This is a genomic window from Serratia sp. CY31944 (assembly GCF_052169175.1).
GTDB classification, from domain to species: Bacteria; Pseudomonadota; Gammaproteobacteria; order Enterobacterales; family Enterobacteriaceae; genus Serratia; species Serratia sarumanii.
In genome coordinates, this window is sequence record NZ_JBJNLG010000005.1 from 85,133 (window position 1) to 99,992 (window position 14,860).

Below are 14,860 nucleotides of genomic sequence, written 5' to 3' on the forward strand. Positions count from 1 at the left end.
CCCCTCGTTCGCCGCGCTGAGCGAGGGGGCATCTATTCATTCCCGCTAACGTCATCGGAGCTTGCCTCATGAAACGCTATCTGGACTGCAGCGCCAGCGATCTGGCCGATATCGGCAAAGCCGATCTGCTCTATGCCATCCGCGCCAGCGAAGGGCGCATCTTGGTCAGCGAAACCATCGCGGTCACTCAGCCACTGCTCAATAACGTCACCAACGCCGAGCTGGCGGCCAGCCAGGGCGCCGACCTGCTGCTGCTGAACCTGTTCGACGTCGACCAGCCGCACATCGCGGGGCTGCCCGCCGACGTGCCGCCGCAGGAGGCGCTGCGCACGCTGCAGCGCCTGACCGGGCGGGTGATCGGGGTGAACCTGGAGGCGGTCGATCCGGCCTTCGCCACCGAACATAACGATTTCTGGCAGATGACGGCGGGGCGTGCCGCCACCGCCGAGAATGCGCGCAAGCTGTATCAACTCGGCGCGCGCATGCTGGTGCTGACCGGCAACCCGAACAACGGCGTCAGCAATCAGGCGATCGCCGCCGCGCTGAAAGCGATCCGTGATGAGGTGGGCGACGAGATGGTGCTGGTGACCGGCAAGATGCACGGGGCAGGTATCGTGCGCGAAAGCGGCAGCCAGCTGATCGGCGAGCAGGACATCGCGCTGTTCGTGGAGAACGGCGCGGACATCGTGCTGTTGCCGGCGCCCGGCACCATTCCCGGCATGTCGCAGGAGAAAGTGGCGGCGCTGATCGCTTATGCGCAGCGGCAGGGCGCGCTGGCAATGACGGCGATCGGCACCTCGCAAGAGGGGGCCGACGTGCAGACCGTGCGGCAGATTGCGCTGATGAGCAAAATGGCCGGGGCGGACCTGCACCATATCGGCGATACCGGCTATCTGGGGCTGGCGCTGCCGGAAAACATCTTCGCTTACAGCGTGGCGATTCGCGGCGTGCGCCACACCTACAGCCGCATGGCGCGCTCGGTGAACCGCTAAGCCCGGGGTTTTTGCGCCGTCACGATGCTGAAATAGCCGAGCGACGGCAGCACTTGAGCAGGCCCGACGTCGCGCAGCTGGTCGCCGATTTCCCTGCCGGAGTATTGGCGGCCCTGCGTCCATCCCATCATCATCAGGCCGTATCCCGCGGCGGCCAAAGGCTGCTGACCAAGTTCCAGAAATAACCGAAATAATGCGGTTTTTTTAACAAAAAGGGTTCCGCTTCCGGCGTAAGATGAAATGTTTCGCCGTCTCTGGCGATCAATTTCAATGCCAATAGCGCCATGATCAACGTTTCCGCCGGGCGTCTTTCCACATTGGCCAGAGCGCATATATCGGTCAGGTTGCGGGGGGGGGGGGGGCAGAGCAATAAACTCAAAGATGCCCAGGCGATGCGCGATAAGTACCGCCGGAGAGAGATATAAATTCATCGTGATATCGAGAAGGGTTTTTCGTCGCATTGCGGCGGCCGGACGGCATGGTTCATGTGAATCCCCTCCCACTAAGGCATGACGCGTCTTAACAGGCTATGCCACGCCGGTGGTTTTGGCAAAGAGGGGCGCACCATTGACCGCAGGCCAACGCTTATTTTGTAAATAATTCCTGGGTGAGATTATTTTTACTATGAATTGAGTGCGGCCAATACCGAACGTGAAAAAATGACAGCGGGCGGAGATTATTACCCCAGCATGCGTTTTTATTTTATTGAGGCTTAACTTAATCACCGCTATTAATACATTAGGGTTGTGTTAATCTAGGCCGCCGTTATACCGTACCGATATTCACACTCTATTTGTGAATGATTAAAAATTAAATAATTCATTATTAAAACGAGTTAACAATGAAAAAAAGCATTCTGACCGGCATGATTGCCGCGACTCTGGGCCTGTTCAACACCGCTAACGCTGAAGGGATGGATCCTGCCGCATTGAAAAACGTCTATGACATCACGCGCAATACCGCCGGGTTGATGTCTTACTGCGTCGATAAAGGCTTCCTGAAAGCCGACAGCATCGACAACGCCAAGAAAATGGTGGCCTACGTGGCGGCTATTCCCGGCGGCGTCGACACCCGCGACGGCGACAAGCGCGAAGCGATGGGCCGAGAAGGCAATGTGCTGAACGACGACGGCAAAGTGGTCGCGTTGGAAAAAGAAGCGCCGCAGGGGCTGCAGGCATGGTGCCAGCAGGCTGACGAAGGGATCCGCCAGGGGCTGACGTCTATCGGTCAATAAGTCTTCTTCACGCGCCCTTACAGGGCCGATGGGATCCGTCGCCACACCGGCGGATCCGCTTCCAGGATCGCATTCACGCCTCGTTTTACCGCCCGAGTACCCGCATCCGGTTTGATCCCGCGGATTGTTTCGCCATGCACATCGCTATATTATTTTCTATACAACGATAACCAATCGGTCACTGCCATGTTTAACTTTCTCCCGCGCCTGCTGTTGGCGCTTGTTTTGTTTTCCACCGCCGCCCAGGCGGATCGCCAGGTCACCGATCAGCTCAATCGCCAGGTCACGCTGCCCGATCGCATCACCCGCGCGGTGGTGCTGCAACACCAGACGTTGAACCTGTTGGTGCAGCTTGATGCGATGCCTCAGGTGGTCGGCGTGCTCAGCAGTTGGAAAAAGCAGCTGGGGCCAAACTACCTGCGGCTGGCGCCGACGTTGGCAACCCTGCCGATGCCGGGCGATCTGACTTCGGTGAATATCGAGAGCCTGCTAGGCCTGCATCCGCAGGTGGTGTTCGTGGCCAACTATGCGCCGCCGGAGATGATTGCGCAGATCGAACGAGTGGGCATTCCGGTGGTGGCTATCTCGCTGCGCCGCGAGGCGGCCGATCAGGCGGGTAAAATGAATCCGCAGCTGAGCGATGAGGATCGGGCCTATACGCTGGGGCTGCAGGACGGCATTCGCCTGATCGGCGAAGTGATGTCGCGTCAGCCTCAGGCCGAAGCGTTGATTAAGGACGTCATTCAGCAGCGCGCGTTGGTCGCCGAACGGCTGCGCGATCTGCCGGAAAATCAGCGGGTACGGGTGTATATGGCCAACCCCGATCTCACCACCTACGGCGCCGGCAAGTATACCGGGTTGATGATGCGGCACGCCGGTGCGCTCAACGTGGCGGCGAAGGACATTCAGGGGTTTAAACAGGTTTCTATCGAGGATGTCCTGAAGTGGGATCCGGCAGTGATTTTCGTGCAGGAGCGCTACCCGGACGTGGTGAAACAGATCCTGACGTCACCGCAGTGGCAGCCGATCGACGCGGTGAAGAATAAGCGGGTCTACCTGATGCCGGAGTATGCCAAGGCCTGGGGGTATCCGATGCCGGAAGCGATGGCGTTGGGCGAGTTGTGGATGGCGAAAAAACTTTACCCGCAGCGTTTTGCCGATATTAATCTGCAGCAGCGGGTCGACGCTTACTATCAACGTTATTACCGCGCCACCTGCTGCCAGAGCGGGCAATGAGGCTGGGCTGGCTGGCGTTGTTGACGCTGTGCTGCGCGCTGTTTTCGCTCGGCGTTGGCCGCTTTCAGGTGCCGATGACGCACAGCCTGATGATTTTGCTGGAGCCGTTCACCGGGCAGCATTATGCCGGCATCGATGCTATCCAACGCCAGGTGATCCTGGGTGTGCGCGTGCCGCGAGTGCTGTTGGCGATGGGCGCCGGCGCGGCGCTGGCTCTGTGCGGCGCGGCTTTGCAAGGCGTCTTTCGTAACCCGCTGGTCGACCCGCATATCGTCGGCGTGTCGTCCGGCGCGGCCTTTGGCGGCACGCTGGCTATCCTGCTCAGCCTGCCGTTGGCGGCGCTGCTGCTGTCGGCTTTTGTTTTCGGCATGGCGGCGCTGCTGCTGATTTTCACTCTCACCAGCGCCATTGCGCGGCGCAATATTCTCTCTTTGGTACTGGCGGGGGTGATCCTCAGCGGCTTCTTCTCAGCCTGCGTCAGCCTGATGCAATATCTGGCGGATACCGAAGAGAAACTGCCGAGCATCGTGTTTTGGCTGCTCGGCAGCTTTGCCACCGCCGATCGGCAAAAGCTGCTGATGCTGTTTGTGCCTTTGCTGTTGGCCGGCGGCTTGCTGTTGGCGCTGCGCTGGCGCATCAATCTGCTGTCGTTGGGTGATGAGGATGCCGGTGCATTGGGCATTAACGTTGAGCGCACCCGCTGGCTGATTTTGACGCTGTGCGCCGCCATCGTGGCCGCCCAGGTGGCGGTCAGCGGCAGCATCGGTTGGGTCGGCTTGGTGATCCCGCACGTGGCGAGGCGGCTGGTGGGGCCGGATCACCGGCGCCTGTTGCCGGCTTCACTTTGCCTGGGGGCCCTGTACATGTTGGTGATCGACGATTTGGCGCGCACGCTGAGCAGCAGCGAAATCCCGCTGGGCATTCTGACCGCGCTGATTGGCGCGCCGCTGTTCGCGCTGCTGCTGCGCCGCGCGCAAGTGAGAGGCTGGCATGACTGACACCCTATTGGCCGCCAGGGGCGTGAGGTTCGCCTGGCCGGGCGGGGCACCGCTGTTCCAGCATCTGGACATTCAGCTGCGGCGCGGCGAAGTGCTGGCGGTATTGGGCCCGAATGGGCGTGGCAAGAGCACGCTGCTGCAGCTGCTGTTAGGCAGGCTGACGCCGCAATCCGGCGAGATTGAGCGCCGCGGTGAGATGGGCTTTGTCCCGCAACACTTTGCGCCGCCGTTCGCCTACCGGGTGCTGGATATCGTATTGATGGGGCGGGCGCGCCATGTCGGCCTGTTTCGTTCACCGTCAGCCGAGGATCATCGGCTGGCGAGAGAAGCGTTGCAGTCGTTGGATTTGCAGCACCTGGCAGAGCGCGAGTTTGGCAGCCTATCCGGCGGTCAACGTCAATTAGTGATGATCGCCCGCGCGTTGGCGATGCGCTGCGAGGTGTTGATCCTGGATGAACCGACTTCGGCGCTGGATCTGCATTATCAGGATCGGGTGTTGAGCCTGATGGCGAGCCTGGCGCGGGAGCAGCAGTTGGCGGTGGTGTTCTCTACGCATCAACCCAATCATGCTCACGCGGTGGCCGATCGGGCTTTGCTGTTGGGCAAGGAAGGGCGCAGCCGGCTCGGTGCCTGCCGCGAGGTGTTAACGGCGCAATCCCTGTCACCCCTGTTCGAGCTGGCGATCGAACGGGTGCCGCTGACGGTGGCGGGCCGCCGTTACGCGACGCTGGTGCCGCTGTATCGCAGCCAACTGGAGCGACATGATGAATGATATCCTGCTGTTTGCCGCCGGCAGCCTGCGGCTGGCGTTTGCGCCGCTGCTGTCGGCTTTTCAGCGGCGCGCCGGGCAAAAAGTCACGGCGGAATTCGGCCCGGCGGGGTTGTTGCGCCAGCGGATAGAGAATGGCGAGCGGCCACAGCTGTTCGCCTCGGCCAACGTGGCGCACCCGCAAAGGTTGGCGGATCTTGGGATAGCGGGGGCGGTGCAGATTTTTGCGCGCAATCGGCTCTGTGTGACGGTACGCAACGTGCCGGCATTAACCGAACGTCCGCTGCCGCAGGTGCTGTTCGATCCCCACTGGCGCCTTGCTACCTCGACACCGGAGGCAGATCCTTCCGGCGATTATGCGCTGCAGCTTTTCGAACGCTGTGAGCAATACTGGCCGGGGCAAGGGGAAGCGTTGCGCCGCCGGGCGCTGCCGTTGGTTGGCGGCAGGGATTCTGCCCCGGTGCCGGCGGGCCGATTGGCAGCGGAATATCTGATCGCCGGCGGGCAGGCGGATATTTTTCTCGGCTACGCCAGCTATGCTCCGGCCTTAGCCGCCTACCCGACGTTGGCGGTGCGGCCGTTGGCGCCGCCGCTGGGCATCGAGGCGGATTACGGTTTATGCCTGTTGGATGACGGCGCGCAGCGGTTAGCCGCATTTATCTTGAGCAAACAGGGGCAGGAAATCCTGAGCCGACACGGGTTTATGCGGCGCGCGGAATGACTCGCCGGGCCTGGCGGCCCGGAGAATGTTACCAGAACAGCGGGGTGGTGTTTTCAGCCAGAAACGCCAGCAGGGTTTCGTTGACCGCCGTCGGGTTTTCCTTGTTGCTGATATGCCCGGCGTTGGGGATCAGCACATGTTGACAGCCGAGAAGATCCGCCATGCGCTGGCCTTCCGCCGGCGGGCGTGGCTTATCCTGGGCGCCGGTGATGACGATGCTGGCGGCGGTGATGTTTTCCAGCAGCGCCAGCTTGTCGGGGCGACCGAAGATCATCCGGCCCAGCGGTACGATGCTCTCGCGCAGGCGATCGGCGGGCAGGCTCTGGAGCTGACACAACAGCGATTGCAATAAGGCGTCGGGGACGTCATCGGAATAAAACAGCGACGCGACATGTTCCAGCAGCGGCGAAGTGATGGCGCCGGCTTGCTCCACGGCGGCCAGCATGCCCATATAACGCTGCCGCGCCTCCGGCGTTTCGTCGCCCAGATAGCTGTCCATCAGCGCCAGCACCTTGACCCGTTCCGGCGCCAGCGCCGCCAGTTCGGCGCCCCACATGCCGCCGACGGACAGGCCAACGATGCCGAACTCTTCAATATCCAAGCGATCCATCAGCGCCAAATGATCGGCGGCGATATCCGACAGGCTGTTTCGCCCGGTCGGCAGCGCCGGTGAGTCGCCGTGGCCCCAGAGATCCGGCACGATCAGGCGATAGCGTTTCGCCAGCGCTTCAAACTGCGGCGCCCACATGTTCAGATCGAACAGATAGCTGTGGCCCAGCAGCAACGGAAAGCCTGAGCCTACGTCGAGATAATGCAGGGAGTTGCCCATCGTTGGCATCTTATCGGTTCCTTAATATAAAGAGAGTCCGGCTGCTTATATCACACTCATATTCGAACTGCGGTATTAATTTACCTTAAATTACTCAGGCAAATCCTTATTTTTAATTTTCCTTGATAACAAGACGTCAATGAAAGGTAATGCTAATGATAATATTCTGGTGACGATAAGCGCCTTGGTTTATGCTGGCGCTCCTTTCAAGATGGAATAGCTAAACAGGGAGTCATGATGAAAAAACTTTTCAGGCTATTAATTATTTTGCTTGTCATTTTGCTGCTGGCGGCGGTGCTGTGGTGGTTCTTTGGGCGCGGCAATCCGAATGCGCTGTGGCAAATCGTCAGCCAACAGTGCGTGCCCAATCAGCAGCAGAACGACGATCCGGCGCCCTGCTTAAAGGTTGATTTAACACAGGGTTATGTGCTGTTTAAGGACAGCAAAGGCCCCTATCACGATCTGGTGATGCCAACCGAAAAGGTCAGCGGCATCGAGAGCCCGGCATTGCAGACGGATCACGCGCCGCCTTATTTCGCCCAGGCCTGGAATAACCGCGAACATATATCCGGCGAGCTGGGCAAACCGTTAAAAGATGCGTGGCTTTCGCTGGCGGTCAATTCGAAATATGGCCGTTCTCAGGATCAGCTGCATATTCACGTTGCCTGCCTGCGTCAGGATGTCTATAACGCGCTGGGGCAACAGGTGGAGCAATTAGATCAGCAGTGGCGCCCGCTGGCGGTGAAATTAGTCGGCCACCAATATCTGGCCAGAAAATTGGCGGGTACCGATTTAACCCAGGAAGATCCTTTCCGTTTACTGCACAACTATGTGGTCGAGCAGGGCGACAGCATCGGCAATTATGGCCTGGCGCTGGCGGTCAGCCCGCAGGGTGAGATGCTGCTGTTGGCTAACCGTTTGAAGTTGACCGATCTGAACCTGGGCTCGGCCGGCGAAATTCAGGACTACCACTGCGCGGTGGCGGGGAACTGAAGGTGATGATAACCCGCCGGCTGAGTTAGCCGGCGGCTGCCGCGCGCTCAGAGCTTCTTCAGCAGCGCCAGCAGCTGCGCTTCGCTTTTCTCCGCCAAACCGTCGATGGCCAGCTTGATGATGTCGGAGCGGGTAATGCGCACGATGCCGCTGCGCGCCGCCTGCACGATCACTTCATCGATGGCTTCAATGTGGCTGTCCGTCAGGCTGACGGAAATCGCCTTATAGGTGCGCTTGCGGCCGGCCGGTTTGGCTTCCGGCGCGGGCGCCGCGACCGGCAGCGTGTGCGAGGTGGCGCTGTTGATGAATTCGTCTTCCGACATGCGGTGGGTGGGGGTGCGCTTCTTCACAGGATCACCTCTTTCACCAGGCATTCAATTTCGCTCTGCGCCTTTTCGTTGTTCGCCTCATGCACGGTGATGGCTTCGCCCCAGGCGTCGCGGTAAATCTTGCGGTCGCACAGGCGGTGGCTCACCAGGGTGAACTCAGGATATTCGCTCAGCACTTGCGCCGCTTCGTTGGCTTCATTGATGAAGATGTTGGTCGGGCACATGTTCAGCACGATGTAGCCTTTGACCTTCTCGTTGTATTCCTGCGCGGTGGAGAACATCTCCGACAGATAGCCGATGGTGTCGAGATCCATCTGCGAAGGGCGCAGTGGCGAGAGGAACAGATCGGCGGCCAGCAGCCCGGAGCGCAGTTCGGCGCTGTCGCGGCCGGCGGTGTCGACGATCACGTAGTCGTAATGGCGATCCAGTTCCAGCAGCGTTTCTTTGATTTTGCCCGACGCGGCCACCACCGGAATGTGCGGCAGCCCCTCAACGTTCTGACGGTCGTTGTACCAGGTCATGATCGATTTCTGGTCGTCGGCATCGACGATGATCGCCGTCTTGCCTTGCTTAAGAATCAGATACCCGGCGATATTCACCGCTTTCGTTGATTTGCCGACGCCGCCTTTTTGCGAGCCAATCAGAACAATCATGCTGCCATCTCTCAAGTTATTAAGCTGATAACTTATTAAGTTAATGTGCTTATTAGGTTGATAATCAAACAGGTTAACAAGAACAACTCGCGAACAATATGCACCAACTGCGGCGGCTTGCCAAGCCAGTATGTCGTTAACTGCGCAGCTTATTTTGCGCTGGATGGCCCGGATGGGTAAGTAGGAATTCTCTGGGAAGTGGCGATGCGGAGGCGGGGTTTGTTAATTTAACAGCTTAATAAGTTAGTGGCTCATTAAGCTGTCGGTGGCGTTACTTCTTCATCATCGCCTTCAGGTTGGCGAACGGGTTATGGGTGGCGACGCCGACATCTTTCTGCGCGTCTTCACCGGCCACCACCGTCGAACCGTATTGATCGGCCTCGGTGTATTTCGAGTGTTCATGGTCGTGGCAGTACAGGCACAGCATTTCCCAATTGCTGCCGTCTTCGGGGTTGTTGCTGTGATCGTGATCGATGTGGTGTACCGTCAGCTCGCGCAGGTTGGAATAAACGAACTCGCGCGAGCAGCGCCCGCATACCCAGGGGAACAGTTTCAGCGCTTTTTCGCGATAGCCGGTTTCCAGCTTCGCATAGTTTTTGGGGATATAGGCCATGGTGGTCGTCCGTCGTGAATCACTATGCGGCAAATAATACCACACTGCGTGAGGCGACAACGTGCGGCTCATCCTGTCGCTAGCGAAACGTCTCCACCGCCCAGTCGATAAACGCCCGCAGCTTGCCGCTGAGGTGGCGATTGGACGGGTACACCACGTACATCTGCTCCGGCGGCGGCTGCCAGTCGTGCAGCAGGCTGACCAGCTCGCCGCGCTCGAGGTGCGGCTGCGCCATAAACCGATAGATCTGGATGATGCCCAATCCGGCCAGGCTCGCCGCCAGCAGCGCGTTGCCTTCGTTAATGCTGACCGGGTAGCGCTGTTGAATGGCGATCTCTTTGCCGCGTTCGACATAGCGTTGCGGATGAATGCGGTCGTTGACCGGATGGCGATAGTGCACCATCGGGAAACCCTGTTCCAGATCGCACGGGTGGCGTGGGGCGCCGTGGCGCGCCAGATAAGCCGGGGTGGCGCAGCTGACCCAATCCAGATCGAACAGACGCCGGGCGATCAGGCTGGAGTCGGCCAACGGGCCGCTGCGGATCACGCAGTCCGCGCTGTCGCTGATCAGATCGATAACGCGATCGCCGATGCTGAGATCGATCTGGATTTGCGGGTAGCGTTCCAAAAAGCCGGGCAGCGCCGGCAACAGCAGCTGGCGGGCGGTGCCGCTGCCGGTATCGATGCGCAGCACGCCCTGCGGAGAATTCTGTGACTCGGTCAGACAGCCCTCCATCTGCTCCAAATCCGCCAGCCATTTCACCGTATTCTGGTAATAGCATTCGCCTTCGCGGGTGACCGACACGCTGCGGGTGGTGCGCTGGAACAGCTTGGTCTGCAGGTGATCCTCCAGATTCTGGATCAGCTTGGTGACCGTCGCTTTCGGCATGCCCAGCGAATCGGCGGCGCGGGTAAAACCGCCGGTTTCCACCACGCGGTTAAATACCCGGATAGCGAGCAAATGATGATCCATAGGTTCCCAACGTCATGCTCCGGCAGTGGCCGGGGCATGTTTCTGCAGATAGATAATGATTAACACTGTTTAGCGCCAATCGCGCCGGAGCGCAAGCTGAGGCCGAACACCAGCGTGGCGGAGAGGATCAGTGCGCCGCCGAACAACATGGCACTGCTGACGCCCTGCCAGTCCACCACCTCGCCGCCCAGCAGTGCGCCGGAGGCCAGCGCGATCTGGATGACGCACACCAGCAGCGCCTGGCTGGCTTCCGGCGCCTGCGGCACCGCGGCGAACATCCAGTTGGTGGCGCATACCGGCACGGCGCCGAACGCCAGCCCCCAGACCAACACCATCAGCGTGGCGCCGGCGAGGCCGCTGAGCAGCGGCGAAACGATCAGAATGCCCGCCAGCATGGCGGCGATCAGGATAAAGGTGGCGCGCAGGCTGTGTTCCGCCAGGCGCTCGCCGAGGAAGGTGCCCAGCAGGCCGATGGCGCCATAGGCCAGCAGCTGCAGCGAGATCGCCGATGGGCTGAGCACGAACACCTGTTGCAGCAGAGGGCGCAGATAGGTATAGGCGGCGAAGTGGCCGATGAACAGCAGCACGATGGCGATTAGGCCGATGCGCGCCATCGGCAGGCGCAGCGGCAGCACCAGATCGCGCGGCGTAACCGGCCGGGAAGGCGGTACCGACGTGAGTAAACGCAGCTGCGCCAACAGTACGCCGACCGCCAGCGCCGCCCCGCCGAAGAAGGCGGCGCGCCAGCCGAACAGATCGCCGATCAGCGCCCCCGCCGGCACGCCGCACACCGCGCCGACCGAGATGCCGCTGAGGATCAGCGCGGTGGCGCGGCCCTGGCTGGCTTCCGGCACCAGATGGCGGCCGTAGTTGGCGGCGAACGACCAGAAGCCGCCGACGCAGACGCCCAGCAGCACGCGGCCCAACAGCATCATCGGGAAGTTGACGGCCAGCGCCGCCACTAGGTTGGACACCATCAGCAGCAACGACAGTCCCAGCATTAGCAGGCGTCTGTCCAGCCGGCCGGAAGCCAGGCTCAACACCGGTGCGGCCACCGCCGCCACGATGCCGGGCATGGTGACCATCAGCCCGGCGGTGCCGGTGCTGACGCCGAGCGAAGGGGCGATGTTGGTCAGCAGGCCGATCGGCAGAAACTCGGTGGTGACCATGACAAAACAGGCGACCGTCAGCGAGAAGATCGCCGGCCACGGGGATGATGCAGGTTTATCTTTATTATTCAGCATAATGCCGCTCGTCTTGGGTGAATGCGCAGGCCGCGCTCGGGGCGCGGTGTGACCGAAGTCACAATCTACGGCAGGCCGAAGCCGCGGATAAATCCGTTTGCGGTGGTTACACTGTTTCTGAGGGGAAACAATCGCTGGCGGCGAGTGAAAACGCGGCTTGCGCCGCGCTGCGGGGGAAAGGAATAAAACGGCATAAGGTTATGACCGAATGCCGCTTGCGTTTAAAGCCCCGGCGCTTTCCACAGCGAGGTGGTCAGGCCGTTATCCACCAGCGTCAGCTGATCGGCGTAAACCTGCCGCCAGGTTTCTTTCTGTTCCTGATACAGCGCGTGGTGGGTCATGTCGGGTTGATGCTCGCGCTCCCAGCGCACCAGGCGTTCGCCGGTTTCGGCCAGCGACTCGAACAGCCCGGCGCCGACGCCGGCGGCGATCGCGCAGCCCAGCGCGGTGGCTTCTTTCACCACCGGCACCCGCACCGTCAACCCGGTGACGTCGCTGAGGATCTGGCTCCACAGCTTGCCCTTGGCGCCGCCGCCGGCGAACACCAGCGAGCGCGCCTGCACGCCGGAGAAGGCGGCGATCTGCTCCAGGTTGCAGGCGGAGACGATGGCGGCGTTCTCCTCCAGCGCGCGGAACAGCGTCTGTTTATTGCAGCGCTCCGGGTCGATCGACATATTGATGAACGACGGCGCCGCGTGATACCAGGTTTTGAAATGCATGGCGTCGGAGAAAATCGGCATCACGCCGTAGGCGCCCGGCGGTACCCTGGCCGCCATCTCTTCCAGCAGGCTGTAGGCATCGACCCCCAGCCGCTCCGCCAGCAATTTTTCCTCCGCGCAGAAGGCGTCGCGGAACCAGCGCATGGTCAGGCCGGTAAAGAAGCTGATGGATTCCGCCTGCGCCATGCCGGGAATGACGTGGGGGTTGATGCGGATGTTCATTTCCGGATCGATGGCCGGCTCCGGCAGGTTGACGATCTGCTGCCAGAAGGTGCCGCCGAGCACCGCCGTCTGCCCGGCGCGCACGATACCAAGCCCCAGGCTGCCGAGCTGCACGTCGCCGCCGCCCATCACCACCGGGGTGCCGCGCAGCAGCCCGCTCTCCTGCGCCGCCTGTTCGGTGACGCGCCCCAGCACGCTGCCGGTTTCTTTCACCGGCGACAAAATATCGGCGCGCAGCCCGGCCATGTCGAGCAGCGCCGGCCGCCAGTCGCGGCTGGTCAGATCCAGCATGCCGGTGGTGCCGGCGTTGGAAGGATCGACCGCCAGCTCGCCGCTGAGCATGTTGGCCAGCCAGTCGCTGATCATGGTCAGCGTCGCCGCCTGGCGGTAGATGTCCGGCCGATGGTGCGCCAGCCACAGCAGACGCGGCATGGCACTCAGCGCCAGCGTCTGGCCGGAGTATTGATACACCTCGCGTTCGAAGCCGTGGTTATGCAACTCTTTCAGCTCGCTGACTTCGTGGCTGGCGCGCGCGTCGACGTTGGCGCAGGCCCAGATCGGCACGCCGTTGCGGTCGTACAGAACGATGCCTTCACGCATCGAGCAGCAGGCCACCGCGCGTATCGCCTGCGCCGTCAGCCCGGCGCGCTGCAAGGCCTGGCGAATGCACTGGCAGGCCAGCTGCCAGTTGCGGCTGAGGTCAAACTCCATCGAGCCGGGCACGCCCGGCACCGCCAGGTGTTGCCACTCCGCCTGGCCGTGCGCGATCTGATTGCCCGCCAGATCGAAGATCACCGCGCGAATACTGCCCGTTCCTGCGTCCAGCGCCATCAAGTAGTTATCCATAGCCTATGCTCTCAGGGGGAGGAGTGTTAACTATAGATGCCGCCGCCATACCCCGCCGGGGGAGGAGTGGGCGTCGCCGGTGCGATTTGTGAGCCAGGCGGCAAAATTGCCGTTGCGGCAGGGCAATCGACGGGAATAAACCTATGGTTGGAAAGCGCCATGCTACGGCGCGCCGTTCAAACAAGGAGCTGTCATGCACGTCACATTGGTTGAGATCAACGTTAAACAAGACAAAATAGACGAATTTATCGATGTTTTCCGCGCCAATCACCTGGGTGCAATCGAAGAGCCGGGCAACCTGCGCTTCGACGTGCTGCAGGACGAACAGATTCCGACGCGGTTTTACATCTACGAAGCCTATCGCGACGAGCAGGCGGTGGCGGCGCACAAGCAGACCCCGCACTACCTGCAGTGCGTGGAGAAGCTGGAAGCGCTGATGACCGGCCCGCGCAAGAAGACCACCTTTATCGGCCTGATGCCGGAATAATCGCCGGCGTTTGCCGGTGTCCATACGCCCGGTTTGGTTGTAACCTGCAAGCTAAAGCGAATTTTCAATGGGATAAGCGGGGCGAGGATGACATTGCGCGATCGGCTGTTGGCGCTGTTGGTGGTGGTGATCTGGGGCGTGAATTTCGTCGTGATCAAGTTCGGTTTACAGGGCATGCCGCCGTTTCTGCTGGCCGGGATGCGTTTTTTGCTGGTGGCGTTGCCGGCGATCTTCTTTATCCCGCGCCCGACGATCCCGTGGAAATGGCTGCTGCTGTACGGCATGACCATGAGCTTCGCGCAGTTTGCCTTCCTGTTTGTCGCCATCAAGGTGGGCATGCCGGCGGGGCTGGCTTCGCTGGTGCTGCAGGCGCAGGTGTTCTTCACCCTGCTGTTGGGTGTCGTGCTGATGGGCGAAAAGCTGCGCGTCAACCATTTCGTCGGTATCGCTATCGCCAGCGGCGGCATGCTGGTGCTGGCGCAGGCCAGCCTGCATAAGCCGGGCAGCGGCGCGGTCCCCCTGGCGGGCCTGCTGCTGACGCTGGCGGCGGCGTTTTCCTGGGCGCTGGGCAACCTGACCAACAAGAAGATCCTGGCCGGTTTCCCGCAGCGCAACATTTTGTCGCTGGTGGTGTGGAGCGCGCCGATCCCGGTCGTGCCGTTCCTGGCCTGCAGCTGGCTGTTCGACGGCCCGCAGGCGGTGCTGAGCAGCCTGGGCCATGTGCAGGTCGGCACCTGGCTGGCGGTTGCCTACCTGGCGTTTGCCGCCACGCTGTTCGGTTATTCGGTGTGGGGCAGCCTGCTGGGGCGTTATGAAACCTGGCGCGTTGCGCCGCTGACGCTGCTGGTGCCGCTGGTCGGGCTGTTCGCCGCCTGGCTGCTGCTGGACGAAGCGCTGTCGCCGGCGCAGTTCGGCGGCGCATTGCTGGTGCTGGGCGGCATGGCGGTCAACACCTTCGGGCTGCCGCGCCGCCGGGCGGCGATCGCGCGTTAAACCGAACAG

At 61.3% G+C, this 14,860-nt stretch carries 17 protein-coding genes; 9 read left to right on the forward strand and 8 right to left on the reverse strand.

What is annotated here, in order from left to right; genetic code table 11:
- The first annotated feature begins 68 nt into the window (after positions 1-68).
- Positions 69-992: a DUF7916 family protein gene (locus ACJ8IN_RS07485; RefSeq protein WP_041033990.1), complete on the forward strand. Its 924-nt coding sequence runs from the start codon at positions 69-71 to the stop codon at positions 990-992.
- Here the strand turns inward: ACJ8IN_RS07485 and ACJ8IN_RS07490 are convergent.
- Positions 989-1,453, reverse strand: a complete 465-nt coding sequence (locus ACJ8IN_RS07490) for a hypothetical protein (RefSeq protein ID WP_308325532.1) — start codon at positions 1,451-1,453, stop codon at positions 989-991. The two genes, ACJ8IN_RS07485 and ACJ8IN_RS07490, sit on opposite strands and share 4 nt — an antisense overlap.
- Positions 1,454-1,833: 380 nt before the next feature.
- On the opposite strand from ACJ8IN_RS07490, the gene ACJ8IN_RS07495 reads away from it, so the two are divergent.
- From ACJ8IN_RS07495 to ACJ8IN_RS07515, 5 genes are all read left to right on the forward strand, one after another.
- Complete coding sequence (locus ACJ8IN_RS07495) at positions 1,834-2,226, forward strand: hypothetical protein (RefSeq protein ID WP_038879962.1); 393 nt, start codon at positions 1,834-1,836, stop codon at positions 2,224-2,226.
- Between the two features lie 186 nt (positions 2,227-2,412).
- Positions 2,413-3,462 carry an ABC transporter substrate-binding protein gene (locus ACJ8IN_RS07500; protein ID WP_041033993.1) on the forward strand — a complete coding sequence of 350 codons (1,050 nt, stop codon included), beginning with the start codon at positions 2,413-2,415 and terminating at the stop codon, positions 3,460-3,462.
- Entirely contained in the window at positions 3,459-4,460 is a 1,002-nt protein-coding gene (locus tag ACJ8IN_RS07505) for a FecCD family ABC transporter permease (RefSeq protein ID WP_047568744.1), read from the forward strand. Before ACJ8IN_RS07500 ends, ACJ8IN_RS07505 begins: the two co-directional genes overlap by 4 nt.
- Positions 4,453-5,232: an ABC transporter ATP-binding protein gene (locus ACJ8IN_RS07510; protein ID WP_308325533.1), complete on the forward strand. Its 780-nt coding sequence runs from the start codon at positions 4,453-4,455 to the stop codon at positions 5,230-5,232. The genes ACJ8IN_RS07505 and ACJ8IN_RS07510 overlap by 8 nt, the downstream gene beginning before the upstream one ends.
- Positions 5,225-5,950, forward strand: coding sequence for a substrate-binding domain-containing protein (locus ACJ8IN_RS07515; RefSeq protein ID WP_308326138.1), 726 nt, complete (start codon positions 5,225-5,227; stop codon positions 5,948-5,950). Before ACJ8IN_RS07510 ends, ACJ8IN_RS07515 begins: the two co-directional genes overlap by 8 nt.
- A gap of 28 nt (positions 5,951-5,978) precedes the next feature.
- Here the strand turns inward: ACJ8IN_RS07515 and ACJ8IN_RS07520 are convergent, their stop codons facing one another.
- Complete coding sequence (locus tag ACJ8IN_RS07520) at positions 5,979-6,779, reverse strand: alpha/beta fold hydrolase (protein ID WP_077791438.1); 801 nt, start codon at positions 6,777-6,779, stop codon at positions 5,979-5,981.
- Between the two features lie 237 nt (positions 6,780-7,016).
- Here ACJ8IN_RS07520 and ACJ8IN_RS07525 point away from each other — a divergent pair, with 237 nt between their 5' ends.
- Positions 7,017-7,772 (forward strand): CDP-diacylglycerol diphosphatase, encoded by a 756-nt coding sequence (locus tag ACJ8IN_RS07525; RefSeq protein ID WP_308325534.1) that lies wholly within the window; start codon positions 7,017-7,019, stop codon positions 7,770-7,772.
- A gap of 47 nt (positions 7,773-7,819) precedes the next feature.
- On the opposite strand, the gene ACJ8IN_RS07530 is transcribed toward ACJ8IN_RS07525, so the two are convergent.
- The 6 genes from ACJ8IN_RS07530 to lsrK all read right to left on the reverse strand — a co-directional run bounded on the left by ACJ8IN_RS07530 (position 7,820) and on the right by lsrK (position 13,371).
- The gene (locus ACJ8IN_RS07530; protein WP_033637563.1) at positions 7,820-8,122 is read right to left on the reverse strand and encodes a hypothetical protein; all 303 of its coding nucleotides are present in this window, start codon (positions 8,120-8,122) and stop codon (positions 7,820-7,822) included.
- Positions 8,119-8,754 (reverse strand): AAA family ATPase, encoded by a 636-nt coding sequence (locus ACJ8IN_RS07535; RefSeq protein WP_033637564.1) that lies wholly within the window; start codon positions 8,752-8,754, stop codon positions 8,119-8,121. Before ACJ8IN_RS07535 ends, ACJ8IN_RS07530 begins: the two co-directional genes overlap by 4 nt.
- A gap of 271 nt (positions 8,755-9,025) precedes the next feature.
- Positions 9,026-9,367: an HNH nuclease YajD gene (gene yajD / locus ACJ8IN_RS07540; protein ID WP_016928619.1), complete on the reverse strand. Its 342-nt coding sequence runs from the start codon at positions 9,365-9,367 to the stop codon at positions 9,026-9,028.
- A 79-nt stretch (positions 9,368-9,446) separates the two neighbouring features.
- A complete protein-coding gene (locus ACJ8IN_RS07545) occupies positions 9,447-10,340 on the reverse strand; it encodes a LysR family transcriptional regulator (protein ID WP_033637565.1) in 894 nt (297 codons plus the stop codon).
- Between the two features lie 59 nt (positions 10,341-10,399).
- Entirely contained in the window at positions 10,400-11,584 is a 1,185-nt protein-coding gene (locus tag ACJ8IN_RS07550) for an MFS transporter (RefSeq protein ID WP_308325535.1), read from the reverse strand.
- 221 nt (positions 11,585-11,805) lie between these two features.
- The gene (gene lsrK / locus ACJ8IN_RS07555) at positions 11,806-13,371 is read right to left on the reverse strand and encodes an autoinducer-2 kinase (RefSeq protein ID WP_033637567.1); all 1,566 of its coding nucleotides are present in this window, start codon (positions 13,369-13,371) and stop codon (positions 11,806-11,808) included.
- Positions 13,372-13,564: 193 nt separating this feature from the next.
- On the opposite strand from lsrK, the gene lsrG reads away from it, so the two are divergent.
- Together lsrG and ACJ8IN_RS07565 are read left to right on the forward strand one after the other, a co-directional pair.
- Positions 13,565-13,858, forward strand: a complete 294-nt coding sequence (lsrG, locus tag ACJ8IN_RS07560; protein WP_004939559.1) for a (4S)-4-hydroxy-5-phosphonooxypentane-2,3-dione isomerase — start codon at positions 13,565-13,567, stop codon at positions 13,856-13,858.
- A gap of 87 nt (positions 13,859-13,945) precedes the next feature.
- Positions 13,946-14,851 (forward strand): EamA family transporter, encoded by a 906-nt coding sequence (locus ACJ8IN_RS07565; RefSeq protein ID WP_033647025.1) that lies wholly within the window; start codon positions 13,946-13,948, stop codon positions 14,849-14,851.
- The last annotated feature ends 9 nt before the right edge of the window (positions 14,852-14,860 follow it).